The organism is Pseudomonas sp. URIL14HWK12:I5 (assembly GCF_900176445.1).
In the GTDB taxonomy this organism is placed as follows: Bacteria; Pseudomonadota; Gammaproteobacteria; order Pseudomonadales; family Pseudomonadaceae; genus Aquipseudomonas; species Aquipseudomonas monteilii.
On record NZ_FWXQ01000005.1, the window covers coordinates 288780 to 306342 of the forward strand.

A 17563-nucleotide genomic window follows, 5' to 3' on the forward strand; every position below is an offset into this window, starting at 1 on the left:
CTTCGTTTTTTTTGCTCTATGTATCGCGGGCCGGTCGTTGTTGCGCGTAGCAAAGGCCACCGCCCTACTTAAGGTCACCAGATGGACATGCAATCCCGAATTCGCCGGCTGTTCCAGGCCAGCATCGATACCAAGCAACAGGCAATGGACATCCTGGCACCGCACATCGAGCAGGCCAGCCTGGTCATGGTCAATGCGCTGCTCAACGAGGGCAAGATGCTCGCCTGCGGCAACGGCGGATCGGCTGGCGATGCCCAGCACTTTTCCTCCGAGCTGCTCAACCGCTTCGAACGCGAACGCCCGAGCCTGCCTGCCATCGCGCTGACCACCGACAGCTCGACCCTGACCTCGATCGCCAACGACTACAGCTACAACGAAGTCTTTTCCAAGCAGATCCGCGCCCTGGGCCAGCCCGGCGACGTTCTGCTGGCGATCTCCACCAGCGGCAACTCGGCCAACGTGATCCAGGCGATCCAGGCCGCACATGACCGCGAAATGATTGTCGTAGCATTGACTGGCCGCGACGGCGGCGGCATGGCTTCGCTGCTGCTGCCCGAGGACGTGGAAATCCGCGTACCTTCCGCCGTTACCGCGCGCATCCAGGAAGTCCACCTGCTGGCGATCCACTGCCTGTGCGACCTGATCGACAGCCAACTGTTCGGGAGTGAAGAATGACCCCAATGCGCCTCGGCCTGATGGCCCTGACCCTGTGCCTGAGCGTCACCGGTTGCAGCTCGGTACTGACCTCTACACGCAATTCGCCGATCGAGGACGATCGCGGCACGCGCACCATCGGCAGCAAGATCGACGACTCGCTGATCGAGACCAAGGCCGCGGTGAACATTTCCAAGGCCAGCCCTGACCTGGACAAAGGCTCGCACATCGTTGTCAGCAGCTACAACGGCATCGTCCTGCTGGCCGGGCAAACCCCGCGCGCCGACCTCAAGAGCCTTGCCGAGCAAACCGCCAGCCAGGTGCAGCGGGTCAAGAAAGTGCACAACGAACTGCAGGTGATGCAACCCTCCTCCATCCTGGCACGCAACAACGACGCCTGGCTGACCACCAAGATCAAGACCCAGATGCTGACTGACAATGCCGTGCCCAGCTCGCGCATCAAGGTGATTACCGAGAACGGTATCGTCTATTTGCTCGGCCTGGTAACCCAGCAGGAGGCCAACTCGGCCACTGCCGTGGTACAGGGTGTGTCGGGCGTGCAGAAGATCGTCAAGCTGTTCGAGTACATCGACTGACACACTGGCCTCTTCGCGGCTAAAGCCGCTCCTACAGGTATCGCGTACCTCTGTAGGAGCGGCTTTAGCCGCGAAGAGGCCGGCACAGACAACATCAATGCCCCACCTTCAAGAAACCCGGGAAACACCGCATGAAAAAGCTTCTGCTGCCTGCCCTGCTGATCGGCACCTTCGCCACCCTGGCCGGCTGCTCAACCCCTAGCCTGATCACCCTCAACGATGGCCGTGAAATCCAGGCTGTCGACGCACCGAAGTACGACCGCGACGCCGGCTTCTACGAGTTCCAGCAACTCGATGGCAAGCGCACCCGCATCAACAAGGACCAGGTACGCACCATCAGCGACCTGTAATCCCGCGTTGCAACAAAGAAAAAGGCGATCCGGTTGGATCGCCTTTTTTGTTACTTGACCACTTTCAGGCTCGGTCGGCCACTTGGGCGTGGCGGCTGCCCACCTCCCTCTGGCGGCCCGTCGTCGTCCGGCTGCACGTCATCGTCTTCCAGCTCGTCGCCATCCATTGGCGACTCCAGCTCAAAGACCATGCCCTGGCCATTTTCGCGGGCATAGATGCCCAGAATGGCGCCAACCGGCACAAACAGCGAGTGGGCCACTCCACTGAAACGGCCCTCGAAGCTGACCGCTTCATTGTCCATGTGCAGGTGGCGCACGGCACTTGGCGAGATATTCAGGACAATCTGGCCATCACTGGCGAAACCATCCGGCACCTGAACTTTCGGGAATTCGGCATTGACCAGCATATGGGGCGTGCAATCGTTGTCGACGATCCACTCGTACAGTGCTCGAACCAGATAGGGGCGACTGGAGTTCATCAACGGCTCCTTAAAGCTTGCGCATTTCACGTTCTACGGAGGACAGGCTCGCCTGGAAAGGCTCGCGAGCGAACTGACGCTCCATGTAATCCAGCAGCGGCTTGGCTTGCCGCGGCAACTCGATACCCAACACCGGCAAACGCCAGAGTATGGGCAGTAGACAGCAATCGACCAGGCTTTGCTCATCGCTCATGAAACAGGCGAATTCATTGAACAGCGGCGAAACGCCGGTCAGGCTTTCGCGCAAGGCCTTGCGCGCTTCGGTTCTGGCAGCCTCACTGCTGCGTGAATCGAGCACGGTATCGGCCAGGGCACACCAGTCGCGCTGAATGCGGTGCATCAGCAAGCGGCTGTTGCCGCGCGCAACCGGGTATACCGGCATCAGCGGCGGGTGCGGGTAACGCTCCTCCAGGTATTCCATCACCACGGTCGACTCATACAACGCCAGGTCACGGTCGACCAGGGTCGGCACACTGCCGTAAGGGTTCACTTCGACCAGCTTGGGCGGCAGGCGGGCGGGGTCGACATCGATGACCTGTACGGTGACGCCCTTCTCGGCCAACACCAGGCGTACCCGATGAGAATAGTGATCAGCGGGATCGGAATAGCAGGCTAACCTGTTGGTTGCGCCCATGTAGCGGCTCCTCGCACGGGATGCTTGTGCAACTGTAAATGAAAACGCGCCCGGGACGCCCCCGGCATTTCTGCTGGGGGCACCCCGGGCGCGTTCAACAACCAGAAACTACTGCGTGATCAGTGCACGTCCTTCCAGTATTCACGCTTGAGCAAGTAGGCGAATACGAAGAAGAAAGCCAGGTACAGCAACACATAGGTACCGATGCGCTGGCTTTCCAGTTTGACCGGGTTGGCCGAATAGGCCAGGAAGGTCACCAGGTTCTTGACCTTCTCGTCGAACTGCTCGGTCGTCAGGGTACCGGATTTCGGCGTAATGGTCAGCTGGTCGCAGGCTTCATGGGTGATCGGGCTACCGGTCAATGGGTCGAACTGCTTCTTGCCATCGGTTACGGTCTGCACCTGCTTGCAACCAATCACCTGATTGCCTTGCAGGCCGACCAGCACGTTGGGCATGCCGACGTTCGGGAACACCTTGTTGTTCACCCCGTAAGGCCGCGACGGGTCCTCATAGAAGCTACGCAGGTAGGTGTACAGCCAGTCGGTACCGCGCACCCGAGCCACCAACGTCAGGTCGGGCGGCGCGGCGCCAAACCAGGTCTTGGCGTCACTGGGCTTCATGCCGATCTGCATGTGGTCACCAATCTTGGCACCGGTGAACACCAGTTTCTCCAGCATCAGTTCGTGAGGGATACCGAGGTCATCGGCCACACGCTCGTAACGCTGGAACTTGGCACTGTGGCAACCCATGCAATAGTTGGCAAAGGTGCGCGCACCGTCCTGCATGGCGGCCTTGTCGGTCAGGTCGATATCGACCTTGTCCAGCTCCAGGCCGTGTTCGGCAGCGAAGGAAAAGGCAGGCATCACTGCCAGCAAACATACTGCAATCAACTTTTTCATCAGCCAGTCACCCTTTCCGGAACCGGTTTGGTCTTCTCGAGCCTTGTGTAGAACGGCATCAGCAGGAAGTAGGCGAAGTACAACACCGTGCATACCTGCGACAGCAAGGTGCGCCCAGGTGTCGGCGCCAGTACGCCCAGCACGCCGAGAATGACGAAGGCCACGCAGAACACCAGCAGGAAGACCTTGCTGATCCAGCCCTTGTAACGCATGGAACGCACCGGGCTGCGGTCGAGCCAGGGCAGTACGAACAGCACGGCGATGGCCGCCCCCATGGCGATGACGCCCATCAGCTTGTCAGGCACCGCACGCAAAATGGCGTAGAACGGTGTGAAGTACCACACAGGCGCAATGTGTTCAGGCGTCTTGAAGGCATTGGCCTGCTCGAAGTTCGGTTTCTCCAGGAAGTAACCGCCCATTTCAGGGAAGAAGAACACCACGGCACAGAACACGAACAGGAACACCACCACGCCGACAATGTCCTTGACGGTGTAGTACGGGTGGAACGGAATGCCGTCCAGCGGAATGCCGTTTTCGTCCTTTTTCTTCTTGATGTCGACGCCATCGGGGTTGTTCGAACCCACTTCGTGCAGGGCGAGGATGTGCAGCACTACCAGGCCGAGGATGACGATGGGCAGTGCGACCACGTGCAGGGCGAAGAAGCGGTTCAGGGTGATACCCGAGATGAGGTAGTCGCCACGGATCCACTGAGTGAGGTCGTCGCCAATCACCGGAATGGCGCCAAACAGCGAGATGATCACCTGGGCACCCCAGTAGGACATCTGCCCCCACGGCAGCAGGTAGCCCATGAAAGCTTCAGCCATCAGCGCCAGGTAGATCAGCATACCGAACAGCCAGACCAGTTCGCGTGGCTTCTGGTAGGAGCCGTACAGCAGGCCACGGAACATGTGCAGATAGACCACGATGAAGAACGCCGACGCACCGGTGGAGTGCAAATAACGCAGGATCCAGCCGTATTCCACGTCACGCATGATGTACTCGACCGAGGCGAATGCCTCTTCCGCCGAGGGCGTAAAGCTCATGGTCAGCCATACGCCGGTGACGATCTGGTTGACCAGCACCAGCAGCGCCAGGGAGCCGAAGAAGTACAGGAAGTTGAAGTTCTTGGGCGCGTAATACTTGCTCAGGTGGTCTTCCCACATCTTGGTGGCGGGGAAGCGAGCATCAATCCAGTCCATGAACTTGCTCATCATGCGTTCTCCTGGTCGACGCCGATGACGATGATCTCGTCCGACTCGTAAGAGTGCGGTGGCACTGGCAGGTTGAGAGGTGCCGGCTGCGACTTGTAGACGCGGCCAGCGAGGTCGTAGTGGGAGCCGTGGCACGGGCAGAAGTAGCCACCTACCCACTTTGGACCGAGATCAGCAGGCGCCACTTCCGGGCGGAAGGTGGGCGAACAACCCAGGTGCGTGCACAGGCCGACGAGAATGAGGATTTCCGGCTTGATCGAGCGAACCTCAGGGTCGACGTAGGCCGGCTGCACAGAGGCCTTGGATTCTGGATCAGACAGGTCGCCGGTGATTTTTTTCAGGTTACCGAGGATTTCCTCCGTTCGCCGCACAATAAACACCGGCTGGCCACGCCACTCGGCCACCATCTGCTGCCCGGCCTCGACCTTGGCGATATTGACCTTCACCGGTGCACCTGCGGCTTTCGCCTTGGCACTGGGAAACCATGACCCCACGAACGGTACCGCAGCCCCCACTGCTCCCGCTGCCCCGACCACGGATGTCGCGGCTACGAGGAAGCGGCGCCGGCCTGCGTTGACGCCGTCATTGCTCATTCAGTCCTCTCCCATCAGCTTGCTTGGCCTGTTGAACCAGGCTTGTACTTAGGTTGTGTCAATGGCACTAAAAATTGGCCGCCATGGTAAGAAACAAATCCACACACTGACAAGGTGATTACCCCGCAAGAGGCGACAACCCGCGTTTTGCTTGATCTGCGTCTATGCGACAAGCGGCCACCGACATGCTGACAGGTTAGTTCAAGCCAAAAAAAAAGCCCGGTTCCAAGGAACCGGGCTTTTCTCGACTGCCGAAGCGGTATTAACGCTTGGAGTACTGAGGACGCTTACGCGCTTTACGCAGACCCACTTTCTTACGCTCGACTTCACGAGCATCGCGGGTGACGTAGCCAGCACGACGCAGAGCGCCACGCAGGGTTTCGTCGTATTCCATCAGAGCGCGGGTGATACCGTGACGGATCGCACCGGCCTGACCGCTGACACCACCACCGGAAACGGTGACGTAGATGTCGAACTTCTCAACGGTTTCGGTCAGCTCGAGTGGCTGGCGAACAACCATGCGAGCGGTTTCGCGACCGAAGAACACGTCCAGAGAACGGTTGTTGATGGAAATGTTACCAGTACCCGGACGCAGGAATACGCGAGCGGTTGCGGTCTTGCGACGGCCAGTGCCGTAGTTTTGAGTCGCCGACATAATGAACCTTCCCGTTAGATCTTCAGTTCTTGAGGCTGCTGAGCAGTGTGTGGGTGAGCAGCACCCGCGTACACTTTCAGCTTGCGGTACATGTCGCGACCCAGCGGGTTCTTAGGCAGCATGCCTTTGACCGCGGTTTCGATAACACGCTCTGGGGCCTTGGCGATCAACTTCTCGAAGTTGATTTCCTTGATACCGCCCGGGAAACCGGAGTGGGAGTAGTACATTTTGTCGGAAGACTTGGCACCAGTCACACGAACCTGCTCGGCGTTGATAACGACGATGTAGTCGCCGGTGTCAACGTGAGGGGTGTATTCTGGTTTGTGTTTGCCACGCAGACGGGTAGCGATTTCGGTAGCCAGACGACCCAGGGTCTGGCCAGCGGCGTCAACTACGAACCACTCGCGCTTTACTGTTTCCGGTTTAGCAGTAAAAGTTTTCATTCTCTAAAGCCTCAGAGGCCGCCCAGCGAAAAATAGACGGCGAATCTTACTGGATAGTGCACAGCTTGCCAAGGGCAAGCGCGCAGCCGAACGCTGACGCTTTTGGGGGCTCGGGTCGGGCACGCCAATGTTCGACGGGGTTCTTCCTGCGTGGAGGTGCATCACTTCCGCCACACGGAGAGGGGCCGAATTATCCAGATTGCGCGAAAAATTTCAACCTGCTTTGATGGGCTTCTTTGCCAAGGAGTGTCTACCCGATGGAATACCGCCAGCTTGGCCGTACCGACCTCAACGTCAGCGCCCTGTGCCTGGGCACCATGACCTGGGGCGAACAGAACGTTCAGGCCGAAGCCTTCGAACAGATCGCCCGGGCCAAGGCCGCCGGGGTCAACTTCATCGACACCGCCGAGATGTACCCGGTGCCGCCCCGCCCGGAAACCTACGCAGCCACCGAGCGCATCATCGGCAACTGGTTCCGTGAGCAAGGCGACCGTGACGACTGGGTGCTGGCCAGCAAGGTCGCAGGCCCCGGCAACGGCATCAGCCACATTCGCGACGGCCAGCTCAAACACAACCGTCAGCACATCGTCGCAGCACTGGACGAGAGCCTGAAGCGCCTGCAGACCGACCGCATCGACTTGTACCAGTTGCACTGGCCGGAGCGCAGCACCAACTTCTTCGGCAAGCTGGGCTACCAGCACCTGCCACAGGACCACTTCACCCCGCTGGAAGAAACCCTCGAAGTACTCGACGAACAGGTGCGTGCGGGCAAGATCCGCCACGTCGGCCTGTCCAACGAAACACCGTGGGGCACCATGAAGTTCCTGCAACTGGCCGAAAGCCGTGACTGGCCACGGGCGGTATCGATCCAGAACCCTTACAACCTGCTCAACCGCAGCTTCGAGGTAGGCCTGGCGGAAGTGGCCATCCGTGAGCAGTGCGGCCTGCTGGCCTACTCGCCGCTGGCCTTCGGCATGCTCTCGGGCAAATACGAGAACGGTGCACGGCCGGAAAATGCCCGCCTGACCCTCTTCAGCCGCTTTGCCCGCTACTCCAACCCGCAGACCGTGGCGGCCTGCAGCCGCTACGTGCAACTGGCCCGCGAGCATGGGCTGGACCCGGCACAGATGGCCCTGGCGTTCGTGACCCGGCAGCCTTTCGTGACCAGCAACATCATTGGCGCGACCAGCCTCGAGCAACTGGAGAGCAACCTGGCCAGCGTTGAGTTGAGCCTGAGCGACGAGTTGCTGGCAGGGATCGAGGCGATTCACCAGCAGCAGCCCAACCCTGCGCCTTGAGCGCAATCCTGTAACGCCCTCTTCGCGCGTAACCCCGCGCAGAGGGCGTGCAGTGTACCGGGGTAGACACCATCGCCAAAAAATAAGACGATCCAGCCGGTGATTGACCACTCTACCCTATAAGAACAATGACAATGATGTTTACCCAACCCTCCGCGTCGCTGCGGCGCGTCAGCATCCTGGCCATTGACAAGGTGTTCGCTTCGACCTTGATGCAAGCCAAGGATTTCTTCCACCTCGCCAGCCTGCGCTACAGCAAGCAGCTGGGCCTGGGCCTGCAGCCCATGTTCGAAATCCGCCTGGTGAGCCCCGACGGCCAGCCTGTGGACAGTTTCAGCAATGTGCAGCTACCGGTCGACGGTGGCCTGGACGACGCCGATGTGATCATCCTCCCGGCCTACTGGGACGACTTCGACAACCTGCTGCAACACTACCCACAGGTGCTACCGTGGCTGCGTGACCAGCATGCGCGCGGCGCGGTGCTGTGCGCCGAGGCCAGTGGTGTGTTCTGGCTGGCCGAGTCCGGCCTGCTCGATGGCAAGGAGGCGACCACCTACTGGCGCTTCTTCAACAGCTTTGCCGAGCGCTTTCCGAAGGTCCGCCTGAACCAGGACAAGCACCTGACTGACGCAGACAATATCTATTGCGCGGGCGGGGCTACCTCGGCCTGCGACCTGTACATCTACCTGATCGAACGCTTCTGCGGCGCCAACGTGGCCCGCGCCGTGGCCCGCGACATCCTCTACGAAGTGCAGCGCAACTACACCCCGGGGCGTATGGGCTTTGGCGGGCAGAAGCTGCACCAGGACCTGATCATCCTGCAGATCCAGCACTGGCTTGAAGAGCACTTCGCCGACAAGTTCCGCTTCGAGGATGTGGCCCGCAACCACGGCATGAGCATCCGCAACTTCATGCGCCGCTTCCAGGGCGCGACGGGCGACAAGCCGCTGCACTACCTGCAACGGCTACGGATCGAGACAGCCAAGGGGTTGTTGTCGAGTACACGCAAGAGCATCAAGACCATCAGCTATGAGGTCGGTTATGACGATGCCAGTTTCTTTGCGCGGCTGTTCCGTCAGCACACCGAGTTGTCGCCGAACCAATACCGGCAGCAGTTCATGCAAGAGGCTTGAGACCAATGGGGCCGCGTTGCGGCCCCAGCAATCTTATGGCTTGTGCGCGCGCGACAGGAATTCGTGCGACTGCATCTCCAGCAACCGGCTCAGGGTGCGCTGGAACTCGAAGCTCAGACGCCCACCGGTATACAGGTCCTTCAGCTCGACCTCGGCCGAAATGATCAGCTTGACGTTACGGTCGTAGAACTCGTCCACCATGTTGATGAAACGGCGGGCGATGTCGTCGGTGGTCACGCCCATCTGCTCCACGTTGCTCAGCAGCACGGCATGGAAAATCTTGCCCAGCTCGATGTAGTCGTTCTGGCTACGCGGCCCGTCGCACAGGGCGCGGAAGTCAAACCAGGCAACGTCATCGCAAGTACGCAGCGCATTGATCGGGCGGTTCTCGATCATCAACACGTCGTTCTCGACCGCCTGGGTGCATTCAGGCGTCAGTGCCTTGAAGCTGGCGCGCATGCTCTGGTGAGCCGCATCGTTGAGCGGGAAGTGGAACAGCTCGGCCTGCTCCAGGTGACGCAGGCGGTAGTCGACGCCGCTGTCGACGTTCACCACGTCGGTGTACTGCTTGATCATGGCGATGGCCGGCAGGAAGCGCGCACGTTGCAGGCCGTCCTTGTACAGGCCGTCCGGCACGATGTTGGAGGTAGCCACCAGCGACACGCCATTCTTGAACAGCTCTTCCATCAAGGTGCCGAGGATCATGGCGTCGGTAATGTCCGACACGAAGAATTCGTCGAAGCAAATTACCTTGGCTTCTTCGCTGAAGCGCTTGGCAATGATGGTCAGCGGGTTCTTCTCGCCCTTGAGGGTTTTCATTTCCTCGTGCACACGCTTCATGAAGCGGTGGAAGTGCGTACGCATCTTCTGCTTGAACGGCAGCGCTTCGTAGAAGGTATCGACCAGATAGGTCTTGCCTCGCCCTACCCCACCCCAGAAGTACAGGCCCTTGACCGGGGCCTGCTCCTTCTTGCCGAACAGCTTGCCGAACACGCCCGGCTTGTTGTTCTGCGCGTGCACCAGGTCGTCGTACAGGCGCTGCAGGTGACGCACCGCAGTTTCCTGCGCCGCGTCATGGAAGAAGTCGGGACGTTTCAGATCTGCTTGATAGCGTTCTAAGGGAGTCATGATTCGTTAGCGAGGCAACAAAAAACGGGCCGTCACTGTAGCGACAGGCCCGCTTAATGGCAATGAGACTTGCGTCAATATGCCTCATCCAGACCAACTAAGTGCTGGATGGCACCGGCTTTGCCGGTGTTCGCGGGTAAACCCGCTCCTACAGGCGAAATGCCTCAGTCTTGCTGTGGCTGAAGCGCTGCACGCAGGCTATGAATGGCTGCATCACGGGCTTCGGCGCTGTCGAACTGCGGCCCGTCGGCAACCTGTTCGCCGTTCAGCCACAGGCCAAAGCCCAGGCCTTCGACGCGCACATCCGCCTCGCCACCCTGCTGCAACTGCTTGCTCACGGCGCCGGCGCTCTTACCGTCGGCGAAGCTGCGCGACAGCAACAGTTGCTCGCCATCAGCGGCCAGCAGGCGGAAGCGGAAGCTGCCGTCTTCGTCGCGGAAGCTGACGAAACGCGCGCTCTTGGCGGCCTTCTTCTTCACTTCGGTGTTGGTCTGCACACTGCTGCGGAACGAACGCAGGCCCACGGCCTCGCGCAGCTGCTCGAGGAACGGCGTGGCGATCTTGCGGGCCTTGGCGGCGCCGGCAAGCAGGATGTCTTCCAGGTCCGCCGGACGGGCGATCAGCTGGTGGTAGTACTCGCGCTTCTCGGCCAGCTGGCCATCCAGCAGCTGGAACAGCCGCTGCTTGGCCTCGCCCCAGCCCAGGCCCTGCAGCAGCTCTTCACGGAACTCGGCGCGCTGCGCCGGCGTCGAGAAGGCCTGGAACAGGGTGAACAGGTGCGCGTTGTCCGGGTCTTTCGCTTCGCCAGGCGCACGCGAGTCGGTGACAATGCGCGAGATGGCGTCCTTCATGTCCTTGGCGCTGGTGAACAGCGGGATGGTGTTGTCGTAGCTCTTGGACATCTTGCGCCCGTCCAGGCCCGGCAGGGTCGCCACGCTCTCCTCGATCACCGCTTCCGGCAGGGCGAAGAAGTCCTTGCCCTGGCCGAACAGGTGATTGAAACGCTGGCCGATGTCGCGGGCCATTTCCACGTGCTGGATCTGGTCACGGCCGACCGGCACCTTGTTGGCGTTGAACATCAGGATGTCGGCAGCCATCAGCACCGGGTAGCTGAACAGGCCCATGGTGATGCCAGCGTCCGGGTCTTCGCCGGCCTCGACGTTCTTGTCCACCGAGGCCTTGTAGGCATGGGCACGGTTCAGCAGGCCCTTGGCAGCAACGCAGGTCAACAGCCAGGTCAGCTCGGGGATTTCCGGGATGTCGGACTGGCGGTAGAAGGTCACCTTGTCCGGGTCCAGGCCACCGGCCAGCCAGGTGGCGGCGATTTCCAGGCGCGAACGCTGGATGCGCAGCGGGTCGTCGCACTTGATCAGGGCGTGGTAGTCGGCCAGGAAGTAGAACGAGTCGACACCGGGCTGCTGGCTGGCACGGATCGCCGGGCGAATGGCGCCGGCGTAGTTGCCCAGGTGCGGAGTGCCGGTGGTGGTGATACCGGTAAGAATGCGCGTGGTCATGGGTGTTCGCTTATTCAGGCTTGGCTCAGTTCGAAAGGCGCGGCAGCAGCAGATCCTTCAGATCGGTCAGCTTGCCATGGAAGAAGTGTCCGCATTCTGCCACTTTCAGCAGCTCATGGGGGCGCGACAGGCTGTCGGACCAATCGTAAACCAGCTGCGGCGCAACGACTTCGTCGGCATCCGGCTGCACCACGGTGATCGGGCAGCGCTGCGGCAGCGGGAATTCGGCCGTCAGACGCATGACTGCCGGGGCGATCATGAACAGGTGCTGCAACTCGGTGCCTGCAGCCTCCAGGCGGCCGGCCAGGCTGGTGGCGACAAAGCCCCCGAACGAGAAGCCCATCAGCACCAGCGGCAGGCCCAGGTGCTTTTCGCGCAGCCAGGCCGCAGCGGCCTCGGCATCGGCCACTTCGCCAGCGCCCATGTCATGACTGCCGGCGCTCTGCCCGACGCCACGGTAGTTGAAACGCAGGGTCACATAGCCGGCGTCACGGGCGGTGCGCTGCAGGGTCGAGACCACCTTGTTGAGCATGGTGCCGCCCTGGACCGGGTTGGGGTGGCAGATCAGCACCACGCCACGGGCATTGGCCACGTCCAGGTACAAGGCTTCCAGCTGGCCACTGGGGCCATCGATGAACAAGGGGGTTTCGCGGACAAGCAAGGCACTACTCCGTGACCTCGGGAGGGGTCGATTCGTCTAGGTGAGGAATTCTGTTCTGATTTGCGATCGCTCGCGGTATACAGCGCAGGTCTGAGCCGTTAACGTAAAGCAAAGCCGTTTATAGAGGAAGGACTCGTGGAACTCTCGCTCCTTGTTTGGTTGTTGCCAACCCTGGCCCTGGTCATCGGCGTGGTAGTCGGTTTCGTCGTCGCTCGCCTGCTGCCCAATGCCGCGCCGAGCAGCACCCAGCGTCAGCTGGATGACATCCAGAAGCGTTTCGACAGCTACCAGAACGAAGTGGTCACCCACTTCAACAGCACCGCCGTGCTGGTCAAGAAACTGACCCAAAGCTACCAGGACGTGCAGGATCACCTGGCCGAAGGCGCCAACAGCCTGGCCCTGGATGAAGTCACTCGCCAACGCCTGCTGGCTGCACTGCACTCTGAAGCGCCGCAAGGCCCACGTGACCGCCTGACCCCGCCGAAAGACACCGCCGAAGTGCCACGCGACTATGCGCCGAAAGCGCCGAACTCGCCGGGAATGCTGGATGAGAGCTACGGGCTCAAGCGTTAATCCGCTGAGCATGAAAAAGGCCTCGCAAGAGGCTTTTTTCGGTTTACCTATTTGCAAGCCTGCAATGCCTGCTCGACATCCGCCAATAGATCCTCCACATCCTCCAGACCCACCGACAACCTCACCAGCCCCTCCGATATCCCGTGATGTGCCCGCTCTTGCGGCGTGTAACTGGAGTGCGTCATGCTCGCCGGGTGCTGTGCCAACGACTCGGCATCCCCCAGGCTCACCGCCCGTGCAAACAGCTGTAGCGCATTCATGAAGCGCCGCCCTGCCTCGATACCGCCCTTGAGCTCGAAAGCGATCATGCCGCCCGGCAAACGCATCTGGCGTTGCGCCAGCTCGTACTGGGCAAACGTCGGCAACCCCGGGTAGTGAATCAGCTCCACCTGCGGCTGCCGAGCCAGAAACTCCGCCACCTGCTGGGCATTGGCGCAATGTCGGTCCATGCGCAGAGCCAAGGTCTTGATCCCGCGCATCAGCAGCGCTGCGTCGTGGGGTGACAGGACCGCCCCGGTCATATCCTTCAACCCTTCCAGGCGGATACGGTCAATCAGCGCCTTGCGTCCCACCACCAGGCCGGCAGTGATATCACCGTGGCCACTGAGGTACTTGGTCGCCGAATGCACCACCAGGTCCGCTCCCAGCTCCAGCGGCCGCTGCAGGTAGGGCGTGCAGTAGGTGTTGTCGACCACCACATGTACATCATGCCCGCGCACCGCCTCGGCCACCACGGCGATATCCACCAGTTGCATGTTGGGGTTGGCCGGCGTTTCGAAGTAGATCATTCGTGTTTTGCTGTTGATCGCCGACTTCAGGGCCTTGGCATCGTTCAGGTCGACATGGCGGATTTTCACGCCGAATTCGCCAATGCCATGGTGCAGGAAGGCGAAGGTGCAGCCGTACAGCGTGCGCCCGACGATCAGCTCGTCACCAGGCCGCAGCAGGGTCCAGATCGTCGAGGTAATGGCCCCCATGCCCGACGCCAATGCCAACCCCGCCTCACCGCCCTCCAGTGAAGCCATGCGTTGTTCCAGCAGTGCCAGGGTGGGGTTGGAGATGCGGCTGTAGAAATGCCCCGCCTCCTCCCCAGCGAAGCACGCAGCGCCGTATTCGACCGTGGGGAAGGCATAGGTAGCGGTCTGGTACACCGGCGGCACCAACGCACCACCATGGGAAAGCGGGTCGTAGCCATGGTGAATGGCCCGCGTGGAAAAACCGGTGTTGTTATGGGAGTCGCGCATGGCAACAGCCTCTTGTGGTTTGCTATAAGCTTATGCCACCGAGCTGCCCGATTTTTTCCAAAGTAGCCCACGCATCTGCGTGCATGCTGGAACAAAAACAATAAATAACGGACCAGGAGGGCAAAACATGCCTTCAAGCCTCGACCGCACCGACCGCGCCCTGCTTGCCGCCCTGCAGGACAACGCCCGCCTAACCGTCGCCGAACTTGCCGACCAGGTGGCACTGACCACCTCACCCTGCTGGCGACGGGTCAAGCTGCTGGAAGACAACGGCTACATCACCGGCTACCAGGCCATCCTCTCGCCCAAGTCGCTGGGGTTTGGCGTGACTGCGTTCGTCAGCATCATGATGGACTCGCACACCAAGGACATGGCGCTGGCGTTCGAGCAGCGGCTGATGGAAATTCCCGAAATCGTGGCCTGCCACAACATCTCCGGGCGCTATGACTTTTTGCTGGAAATCCTGGCAAGGGACCTGGAGTCGTTCGGGGAATTTACTCGAGAAGTGCTGCAGCGACTGCCCGGAGTGAAGGAAATTTATTCGAGTTTTTCCTACAAGGCGGTGAAGGAAAGACGGGTGATACCTGTGTCGGAAAAACATATCTGAGACAGATCTTTCCGAATACCGAGAAGCCTCCTACCGATTGACAGGCCGCAGCTGACATACAGCGAATTCGGCATACGTAAAGCTGGCCCATGTAGTGACTTGGAGAACCTACATGGCACGGGACAATACGTATTATCTCGATGAGGCGCTATATATAAGCGCACAAGCGCCCACAGCGGCAGAACTGAGGCTGATTGGTGGAGGGGGCGGCGGGCCTGGTGCAGGCGGCTGGGGGCTGAGCGATGGTCCTCCTCGCGGCACCAGCCCAACCAAACAAGATGTTGCTCGGGTTATTTCCACACGCAGGGTACTGACTGAAGAATATCAAATAGTCGAGAAAGACTATACAGATAAATATGCGCCCGAAATAAATCAGCTTCCTGCAACCATCGCGACCTTGAAAGCCCAGATCAAAGCTGAAGCCAATGCGTTATCAGGTGCACCAGCAGAGCAGCAAATACTGACGTCACGCATCAACCAGATTCGTGATAGATACCTTCAGATAGTGCCCGAAGCTAACAATTACTTTGGCGTACCCGCATTCTATAAACGCGGCGACTCCATGATGAGCCGGTTTCTGGACCCGGGCTTCTTCGCTGCGACAACAGGTCAAGAATTAGGTATTGAATGGGCCACGAGACTCCAGAGGTCTTGGGATGGCACCTATCAATTACACCTTGAAGCTCAGAAGCACCAAGCGCTGGCAGATGAACTGGACGGGCTGGCAAGGCAAGTGGATCAGGAGGAGCTCAGCCATCAGCCTCTGGACCTGTTGACGATAATCGCGCGCAGAACAGCGCAGATTCACGCAGAGCGACAAATACATTTCGATTGTTTACCCAACGTTCTTCAACATGAGCTTGGGCAAACCGTCATAGACGAGGCGCTCACACTGGTTCAAACCTTCAGCTCTTACCTGGCCACTGCCGCAGCGTTGGTGCAAACCAAACAGGCGCAAATTCCACAGTATCGGGATCAAAATCCTCGAATCAACGGTCCGCTGTCGAAACCCCAGCTTGAAGGGCTTTTGCACCTTGTCGATGAGCAACGATTGCGCCGGGCCGGGCCACGCTGGCAGGAATATCACCTGGCACTGGCGTTGAATGAATCGATCAGATTCCTAGGTGTTTATGCAACTGCCACGCAAAACCTGATGCGGCGCGCTGCGGAGGTGGAAAACCTTCAAGCGCAACTCGCCGCACAGGAAGAAGCAATTCGCCAACAAGCCGAAGCCGAGCGTCTGGCCGCAGAAGCCGAGCGGCAAAGGCAAGAGGCTCTGCGCCAAAGCGTCACCTACATCAATGATGCGCGATGGGTTGCATCTACGCCGGCCGTAATTCCCATTGGCGCTGCCTCGTTTGCAATAGCCGAATCTGCTTACTCAGCGTTGGGCGAAACAATTACGGCAGCGATTACCCGCCTTGTAGCGTCTGCGCTCTCCTCGCTTGCAGTAGGTACTCTCGCGATGGCTTGGCCGACAACGCTCGGTAACAGCGAGCGCAGGTACCTTGTCAGTACTCCTCTCTCCAGCCTCACACCGCCCGGCGGGCCAGACCTTGCCACCTTGGCTGCGTCATCCACCAGCATCGACCTGCCGTATTTACTGGCGGGAGCCGAGCACGAGCATGGCATGGATCTGTATGTGGTGCCTGGAGGCAGGCCGATTCCCGTACGTGCAGCGGCATTCGACAGTGAACGGCAGGTCTACAGCCTGACGCTGGATAACCCGCAGCGGATTTTGACCTGGACACCTGCCAGCGCGCCGGGCGCTGAAGAAGGAAGCTCTACCAGCTTACCGCCAGCGCCACCCGGTACCGTTGTTTATACCGGCAGTACCCTGAACCCCGTCAGCACCGAAACAGAGGGTTACCCGGCGCTAGACTTGCTGGACCAGGAACGGTTGATCATCACCTTTCCCATGGACTCGGGATTACCGCCTATTCTGGTGGTGTTCAAGAGTCCGCGGTACGAGGCTGGTACATCGACCGGAAATGGTGCACAGGTAACAGATACATGGCGTAAATCGGCAGCTAGCCTCGAAGGGGCTCCAATTCCTGCTCAGATTGCTGATCTTCTAAGGGATAAAGAATATAGGAGCTTTGACGCGTTCCGGCGGCAATTCTGGAAGGCGGTGGCTAATGACCCCGAGCTTTCGAAGCAGTTTAGCCCTCAAGACATCCGTCGAATGAGAAAACATGGATACTCGCCTTGGGTCGATAAAGATGACAAGTATATGAGCAAACGCTCCCACGAAATTCACCATGTCGTGCCTATCAGCGAGCAAGGTGGTGTATATGATATGGACAACTTAATAATTTTGACGCCCAAAGCCCACAACCACATTCACCATGGAAAAGACGGCCTTGAAAAATAAATTTGAAGATTACACAAAACAAGAGTTCCTTGCCTTCCTCCAAGTGATTGATACAGCTATCGAGGATGAGCCAGACAACGTACTGGTACCTTTGATTGAACATTTTGAGAAAATTACCGAGCATCCGTCTGGTAGTGATCTTTTTTTTAGACCGCAGGGCAACAACCGGGGTGAGCCTGAGCAAGTACTTGAAATAGTCGAAACGTGGCGCCTGACCAATGGCAAAGAAGGTTTCAAAGCTAGCTGAATAGAATGAGGCCCTGATCACCCAGGGTCTCAACATATCCGGATGCCATGACGCGCCGCTGAGAATGCTGGCACCGCACCCGGAGTCATTTGGCGAATGTGCCACGCAGCTTGTCATCCAAAGCGGTGGAAGATAAACAGGTAATATCGGTTTAGGAAAACCGCACCCAAGACTATTCCTACCAATCACCAGGAGCGCTCCTACTGACATACAGCCTACCCCTGACATACAGAAAGCTCGTCCCCAGACACACTTTCCCTGCCTCTCACC

At 59.4% G+C, this 17563-nt stretch carries 20 protein-coding genes; 9 read left to right on the forward strand and 11 right to left on the reverse strand.

Features of this window, described 5'->3' with window-relative positions; all coding sequences use genetic code 11:
* The first annotated feature begins 81 nt into the window (after nt 1-81).
* The 3 genes from B9A31_RS13960 to B9A31_RS13970 all read left to right on the forward strand — a co-directional run bounded on the left by B9A31_RS13960 (nt 82) and on the right by B9A31_RS13970 (nt 1600).
* Nucleotides 82-675: a phosphoheptose isomerase gene (locus B9A31_RS13960; protein ID WP_016713550.1), complete on the forward strand. Its 594-nt coding sequence runs from the start codon at nt 82-84 to the stop codon at nt 673-675.
* On the forward strand, nt 672-1250 hold the full coding sequence (locus tag B9A31_RS13965) for a BON domain-containing protein (protein ID WP_019098044.1): 579 nt from the start codon (nt 672-674) through the stop codon (nt 1248-1250). The genes B9A31_RS13960 and B9A31_RS13965 overlap by 4 nt, the downstream gene beginning before the upstream one ends.
* A gap of 131 nt (nt 1251-1381) precedes the next feature.
* A complete protein-coding gene (locus tag B9A31_RS13970; RefSeq protein WP_016488976.1) occupies nt 1382-1600 on the forward strand; it encodes a YgdI/YgdR family lipoprotein in 219 nt (72 codons plus the stop codon).
* Nucleotides 1601-1650: 50 nt separating this feature from the next.
* Here the strand turns inward: B9A31_RS13970 and B9A31_RS13975 are convergent, their stop codons facing one another.
* The 7 genes from B9A31_RS13975 to rplM form a co-directional block, all read right to left on the reverse strand.
* Nucleotides 1651-2079: a ClpXP protease specificity-enhancing factor gene (locus B9A31_RS13975; RefSeq protein WP_016713547.1), complete on the reverse strand. Its 429-nt coding sequence runs from the start codon at nt 2077-2079 to the stop codon at nt 1651-1653.
* Nucleotides 2080-2089: 10 nt separating this feature from the next.
* Entirely contained in the window at nt 2090-2713 is a 624-nt protein-coding gene (locus B9A31_RS13980) for a glutathione S-transferase N-terminal domain-containing protein (protein ID WP_016713546.1), read from the reverse strand.
* A gap of 119 nt (nt 2714-2832) precedes the next feature.
* Nucleotides 2833-3612 (reverse strand): cytochrome c1, encoded by a 780-nt coding sequence (locus B9A31_RS13985; protein WP_019098043.1) that lies wholly within the window; start codon nt 3610-3612, stop codon nt 2833-2835.
* On the reverse strand, nt 3612-4823 hold the full coding sequence (locus B9A31_RS13990) for a cytochrome b (RefSeq protein WP_003251825.1): 1212 nt from the start codon (nt 4821-4823) through the stop codon (nt 3612-3614). Before B9A31_RS13990 ends, B9A31_RS13985 begins: the two co-directional genes overlap by 1 nt.
* Complete coding sequence (gene petA / locus B9A31_RS13995; protein ID WP_003251823.1) at nt 4823-5416, reverse strand: ubiquinol-cytochrome c reductase iron-sulfur subunit; 594 nt, start codon at nt 5414-5416, stop codon at nt 4823-4825. Before petA ends, B9A31_RS13990 begins: the two co-directional genes overlap by 1 nt.
* Before the next feature lie 262 nt (nt 5417-5678).
* Nucleotides 5679-6071, reverse strand: coding sequence for a 30S ribosomal protein S9 (gene rpsI / locus B9A31_RS14000; RefSeq protein ID WP_003260797.1), 393 nt, complete (start codon nt 6069-6071; stop codon nt 5679-5681).
* Between the two features lie 14 nt (nt 6072-6085).
* Nucleotides 6086-6514: a 50S ribosomal protein L13 gene (gene rplM, locus B9A31_RS14005; protein ID WP_003251819.1), complete on the reverse strand. Its 429-nt coding sequence runs from the start codon at nt 6512-6514 to the stop codon at nt 6086-6088.
* Between the two features lie 257 nt (nt 6515-6771).
* Between rplM and B9A31_RS14010 the strand changes: the two genes are divergently transcribed.
* Together B9A31_RS14010 and B9A31_RS14015 are read left to right on the forward strand one after the other, a co-directional pair.
* On the forward strand, nt 6772-7812 hold the full coding sequence (locus B9A31_RS14010; protein WP_084297074.1) for an NADP(H)-dependent aldo-keto reductase: 1041 nt from the start codon (nt 6772-6774) through the stop codon (nt 7810-7812).
* Between the two features lie 212 nt (nt 7813-8024).
* On the forward strand, nt 8025-8945 hold the full coding sequence (locus tag B9A31_RS14015) for a GlxA family transcriptional regulator (RefSeq protein WP_174244705.1): 921 nt from the start codon (nt 8025-8027) through the stop codon (nt 8943-8945).
* A 33-nt stretch (nt 8946-8978) separates the two neighbouring features.
* Here B9A31_RS14015 and zapE read toward each other — a convergent pair whose 3' ends face one another.
* The 3 genes from zapE to B9A31_RS14030 all read right to left on the reverse strand — a co-directional run bounded on the left by zapE (nt 8979) and on the right by B9A31_RS14030 (nt 12248).
* Nucleotides 8979-10073 (reverse strand): cell division protein ZapE, encoded by a 1095-nt coding sequence (gene zapE, locus B9A31_RS14020; RefSeq protein WP_016713542.1) that lies wholly within the window; start codon nt 10071-10073, stop codon nt 8979-8981.
* Nucleotides 10074-10237: 164 nt separating this feature from the next.
* Entirely contained in the window at nt 10238-11587 is a 1350-nt protein-coding gene (locus tag B9A31_RS14025) for a tryptophan--tRNA ligase (protein WP_084297075.1), read from the reverse strand.
* A gap of 25 nt (nt 11588-11612) precedes the next feature.
* The gene (locus B9A31_RS14030) at nt 11613-12248 is read right to left on the reverse strand and encodes an alpha/beta hydrolase (protein WP_019098039.1); all 636 of its coding nucleotides are present in this window, start codon (nt 12246-12248) and stop codon (nt 11613-11615) included.
* 135 nt (nt 12249-12383) lie between these two features.
* Between B9A31_RS14030 and B9A31_RS14035 the strand changes: the two genes are divergently transcribed.
* On the forward strand, nt 12384-12821 hold the full coding sequence (locus tag B9A31_RS14035) for a Z-ring associated ZapG family protein (RefSeq protein WP_016713539.1): 438 nt from the start codon (nt 12384-12386) through the stop codon (nt 12819-12821).
* Between the two features lie 47 nt (nt 12822-12868).
* Here the strand turns inward: B9A31_RS14035 and B9A31_RS14040 are convergent, their stop codons facing one another.
* The gene (locus tag B9A31_RS14040; RefSeq protein ID WP_016713538.1) at nt 12869-14065 is read right to left on the reverse strand and encodes a methionine gamma-lyase; all 1197 of its coding nucleotides are present in this window, start codon (nt 14063-14065) and stop codon (nt 12869-12871) included.
* 127 nt (nt 14066-14192) lie between these two features.
* Here B9A31_RS14040 and B9A31_RS14045 point away from each other — a divergent pair, with 127 nt between their 5' ends.
* The 3 genes from B9A31_RS14045 (at nt 14193) to B9A31_RS14055 (ending at nt 17293) form a co-directional block, all read left to right on the forward strand.
* Nucleotides 14193-14672 (forward strand): Lrp/AsnC family transcriptional regulator, encoded by a 480-nt coding sequence (locus B9A31_RS14045; protein WP_016498026.1) that lies wholly within the window; start codon nt 14193-14195, stop codon nt 14670-14672.
* Between the two features lie 112 nt (nt 14673-14784).
* Nucleotides 14785-17046, forward strand: coding sequence for an S-type pyocin domain-containing protein (locus tag B9A31_RS14050; protein WP_084297076.1), 2262 nt, complete (start codon nt 14785-14787; stop codon nt 17044-17046).
* Nucleotides 17021-17293: a bacteriocin immunity protein gene (locus B9A31_RS14055; RefSeq protein WP_033694650.1), complete on the forward strand. Its 273-nt coding sequence runs from the start codon at nt 17021-17023 to the stop codon at nt 17291-17293. The genes B9A31_RS14050 and B9A31_RS14055 overlap by 26 nt, the downstream gene beginning before the upstream one ends.
* Nucleotides 17294-17563 lie beyond the last annotated feature (270 nt).

Excerpts from the sequence above, each read along its gene's own strand:
- B9A31_RS13960 (WP_016713550.1), top strand. The coding sequence starts at position 82 with ATGGACATGCAATCCCGAATTCGCCGGCTGTTCCAGGCCAGCATCGAT.
- petA (WP_003251823.1), bottom strand. The coding sequence starts at position 5,416 with ATGAGCAATGACGGCGTCAACGCAGGCCGGCGCCGCTTCCTCGTAGCC.
- B9A31_RS13990 (WP_003251825.1), bottom strand. The coding sequence starts at position 4,823 with ATGAGCAAGTTCATGGACTGGATTGATGCTCGCTTCCCCGCCACCAAG.
- B9A31_RS13970 (WP_016488976.1), top strand. The coding sequence starts at position 1,382 with ATGAAAAAGCTTCTGCTGCCTGCCCTGCTGATCGGCACCTTCGCCACC.
- B9A31_RS13985 (WP_019098043.1), bottom strand. The coding sequence starts at position 3,612 with ATGAAAAAGTTGATTGCAGTATGTTTGCTGGCAGTGATGCCTGCCTTT.
- B9A31_RS14055 (WP_033694650.1), top strand. The coding sequence starts at position 17,021 with ATGGAAAAGACGGCCTTGAAAAATAAATTTGAAGATTACACAAAACAA.
- B9A31_RS13980 (WP_016713546.1), bottom strand. The coding sequence starts at position 2,713 with ATGGGCGCAACCAACAGGTTAGCCTGCTATTCCGATCCCGCTGATCAC.
- B9A31_RS14050 (WP_084297076.1), top strand. The coding sequence starts at position 14,785 with ATGGCACGGGACAATACGTATTATCTCGATGAGGCGCTATATATAAGC.
- B9A31_RS14015 (WP_174244705.1), top strand. The coding sequence starts at position 8,025 with ATGCAAGCCAAGGATTTCTTCCACCTCGCCAGCCTGCGCTACAGCAAG.
- B9A31_RS14025 (WP_084297075.1), bottom strand. The coding sequence starts at position 11,587 with ATGACCACGCGCATTCTTACCGGTATCACCACCACCGGCACTCCGCAC.
- rplM (WP_003251819.1), bottom strand. The coding sequence starts at position 6,514 with ATGAAAACTTTTACTGCTAAACCGGAAACAGTAAAGCGCGAGTGGTTC.
- zapE (WP_016713542.1), bottom strand. The coding sequence starts at position 10,073 with ATGACTCCCTTAGAACGCTATCAAGCAGATCTGAAACGTCCCGACTTC.
- rpsI (WP_003260797.1), bottom strand. The coding sequence starts at position 6,071 with ATGTCGGCGACTCAAAACTACGGCACTGGCCGTCGCAAGACCGCAACC.
- B9A31_RS14045 (WP_016498026.1), top strand. The coding sequence starts at position 14,193 with ATGCCTTCAAGCCTCGACCGCACCGACCGCGCCCTGCTTGCCGCCCTG.
- B9A31_RS14010 (WP_084297074.1), top strand. The coding sequence starts at position 6,772 with ATGGAATACCGCCAGCTTGGCCGTACCGACCTCAACGTCAGCGCCCTG.
- B9A31_RS13975 (WP_016713547.1), bottom strand. The coding sequence starts at position 2,079 with ATGAACTCCAGTCGCCCCTATCTGGTTCGAGCACTGTACGAGTGGATC.
- B9A31_RS14040 (WP_016713538.1), bottom strand. The coding sequence starts at position 14,065 with ATGCGCGACTCCCATAACAACACCGGTTTTTCCACGCGGGCCATTCAC.
- B9A31_RS13965 (WP_019098044.1), top strand. The coding sequence starts at position 672 with ATGACCCCAATGCGCCTCGGCCTGATGGCCCTGACCCTGTGCCTGAGC.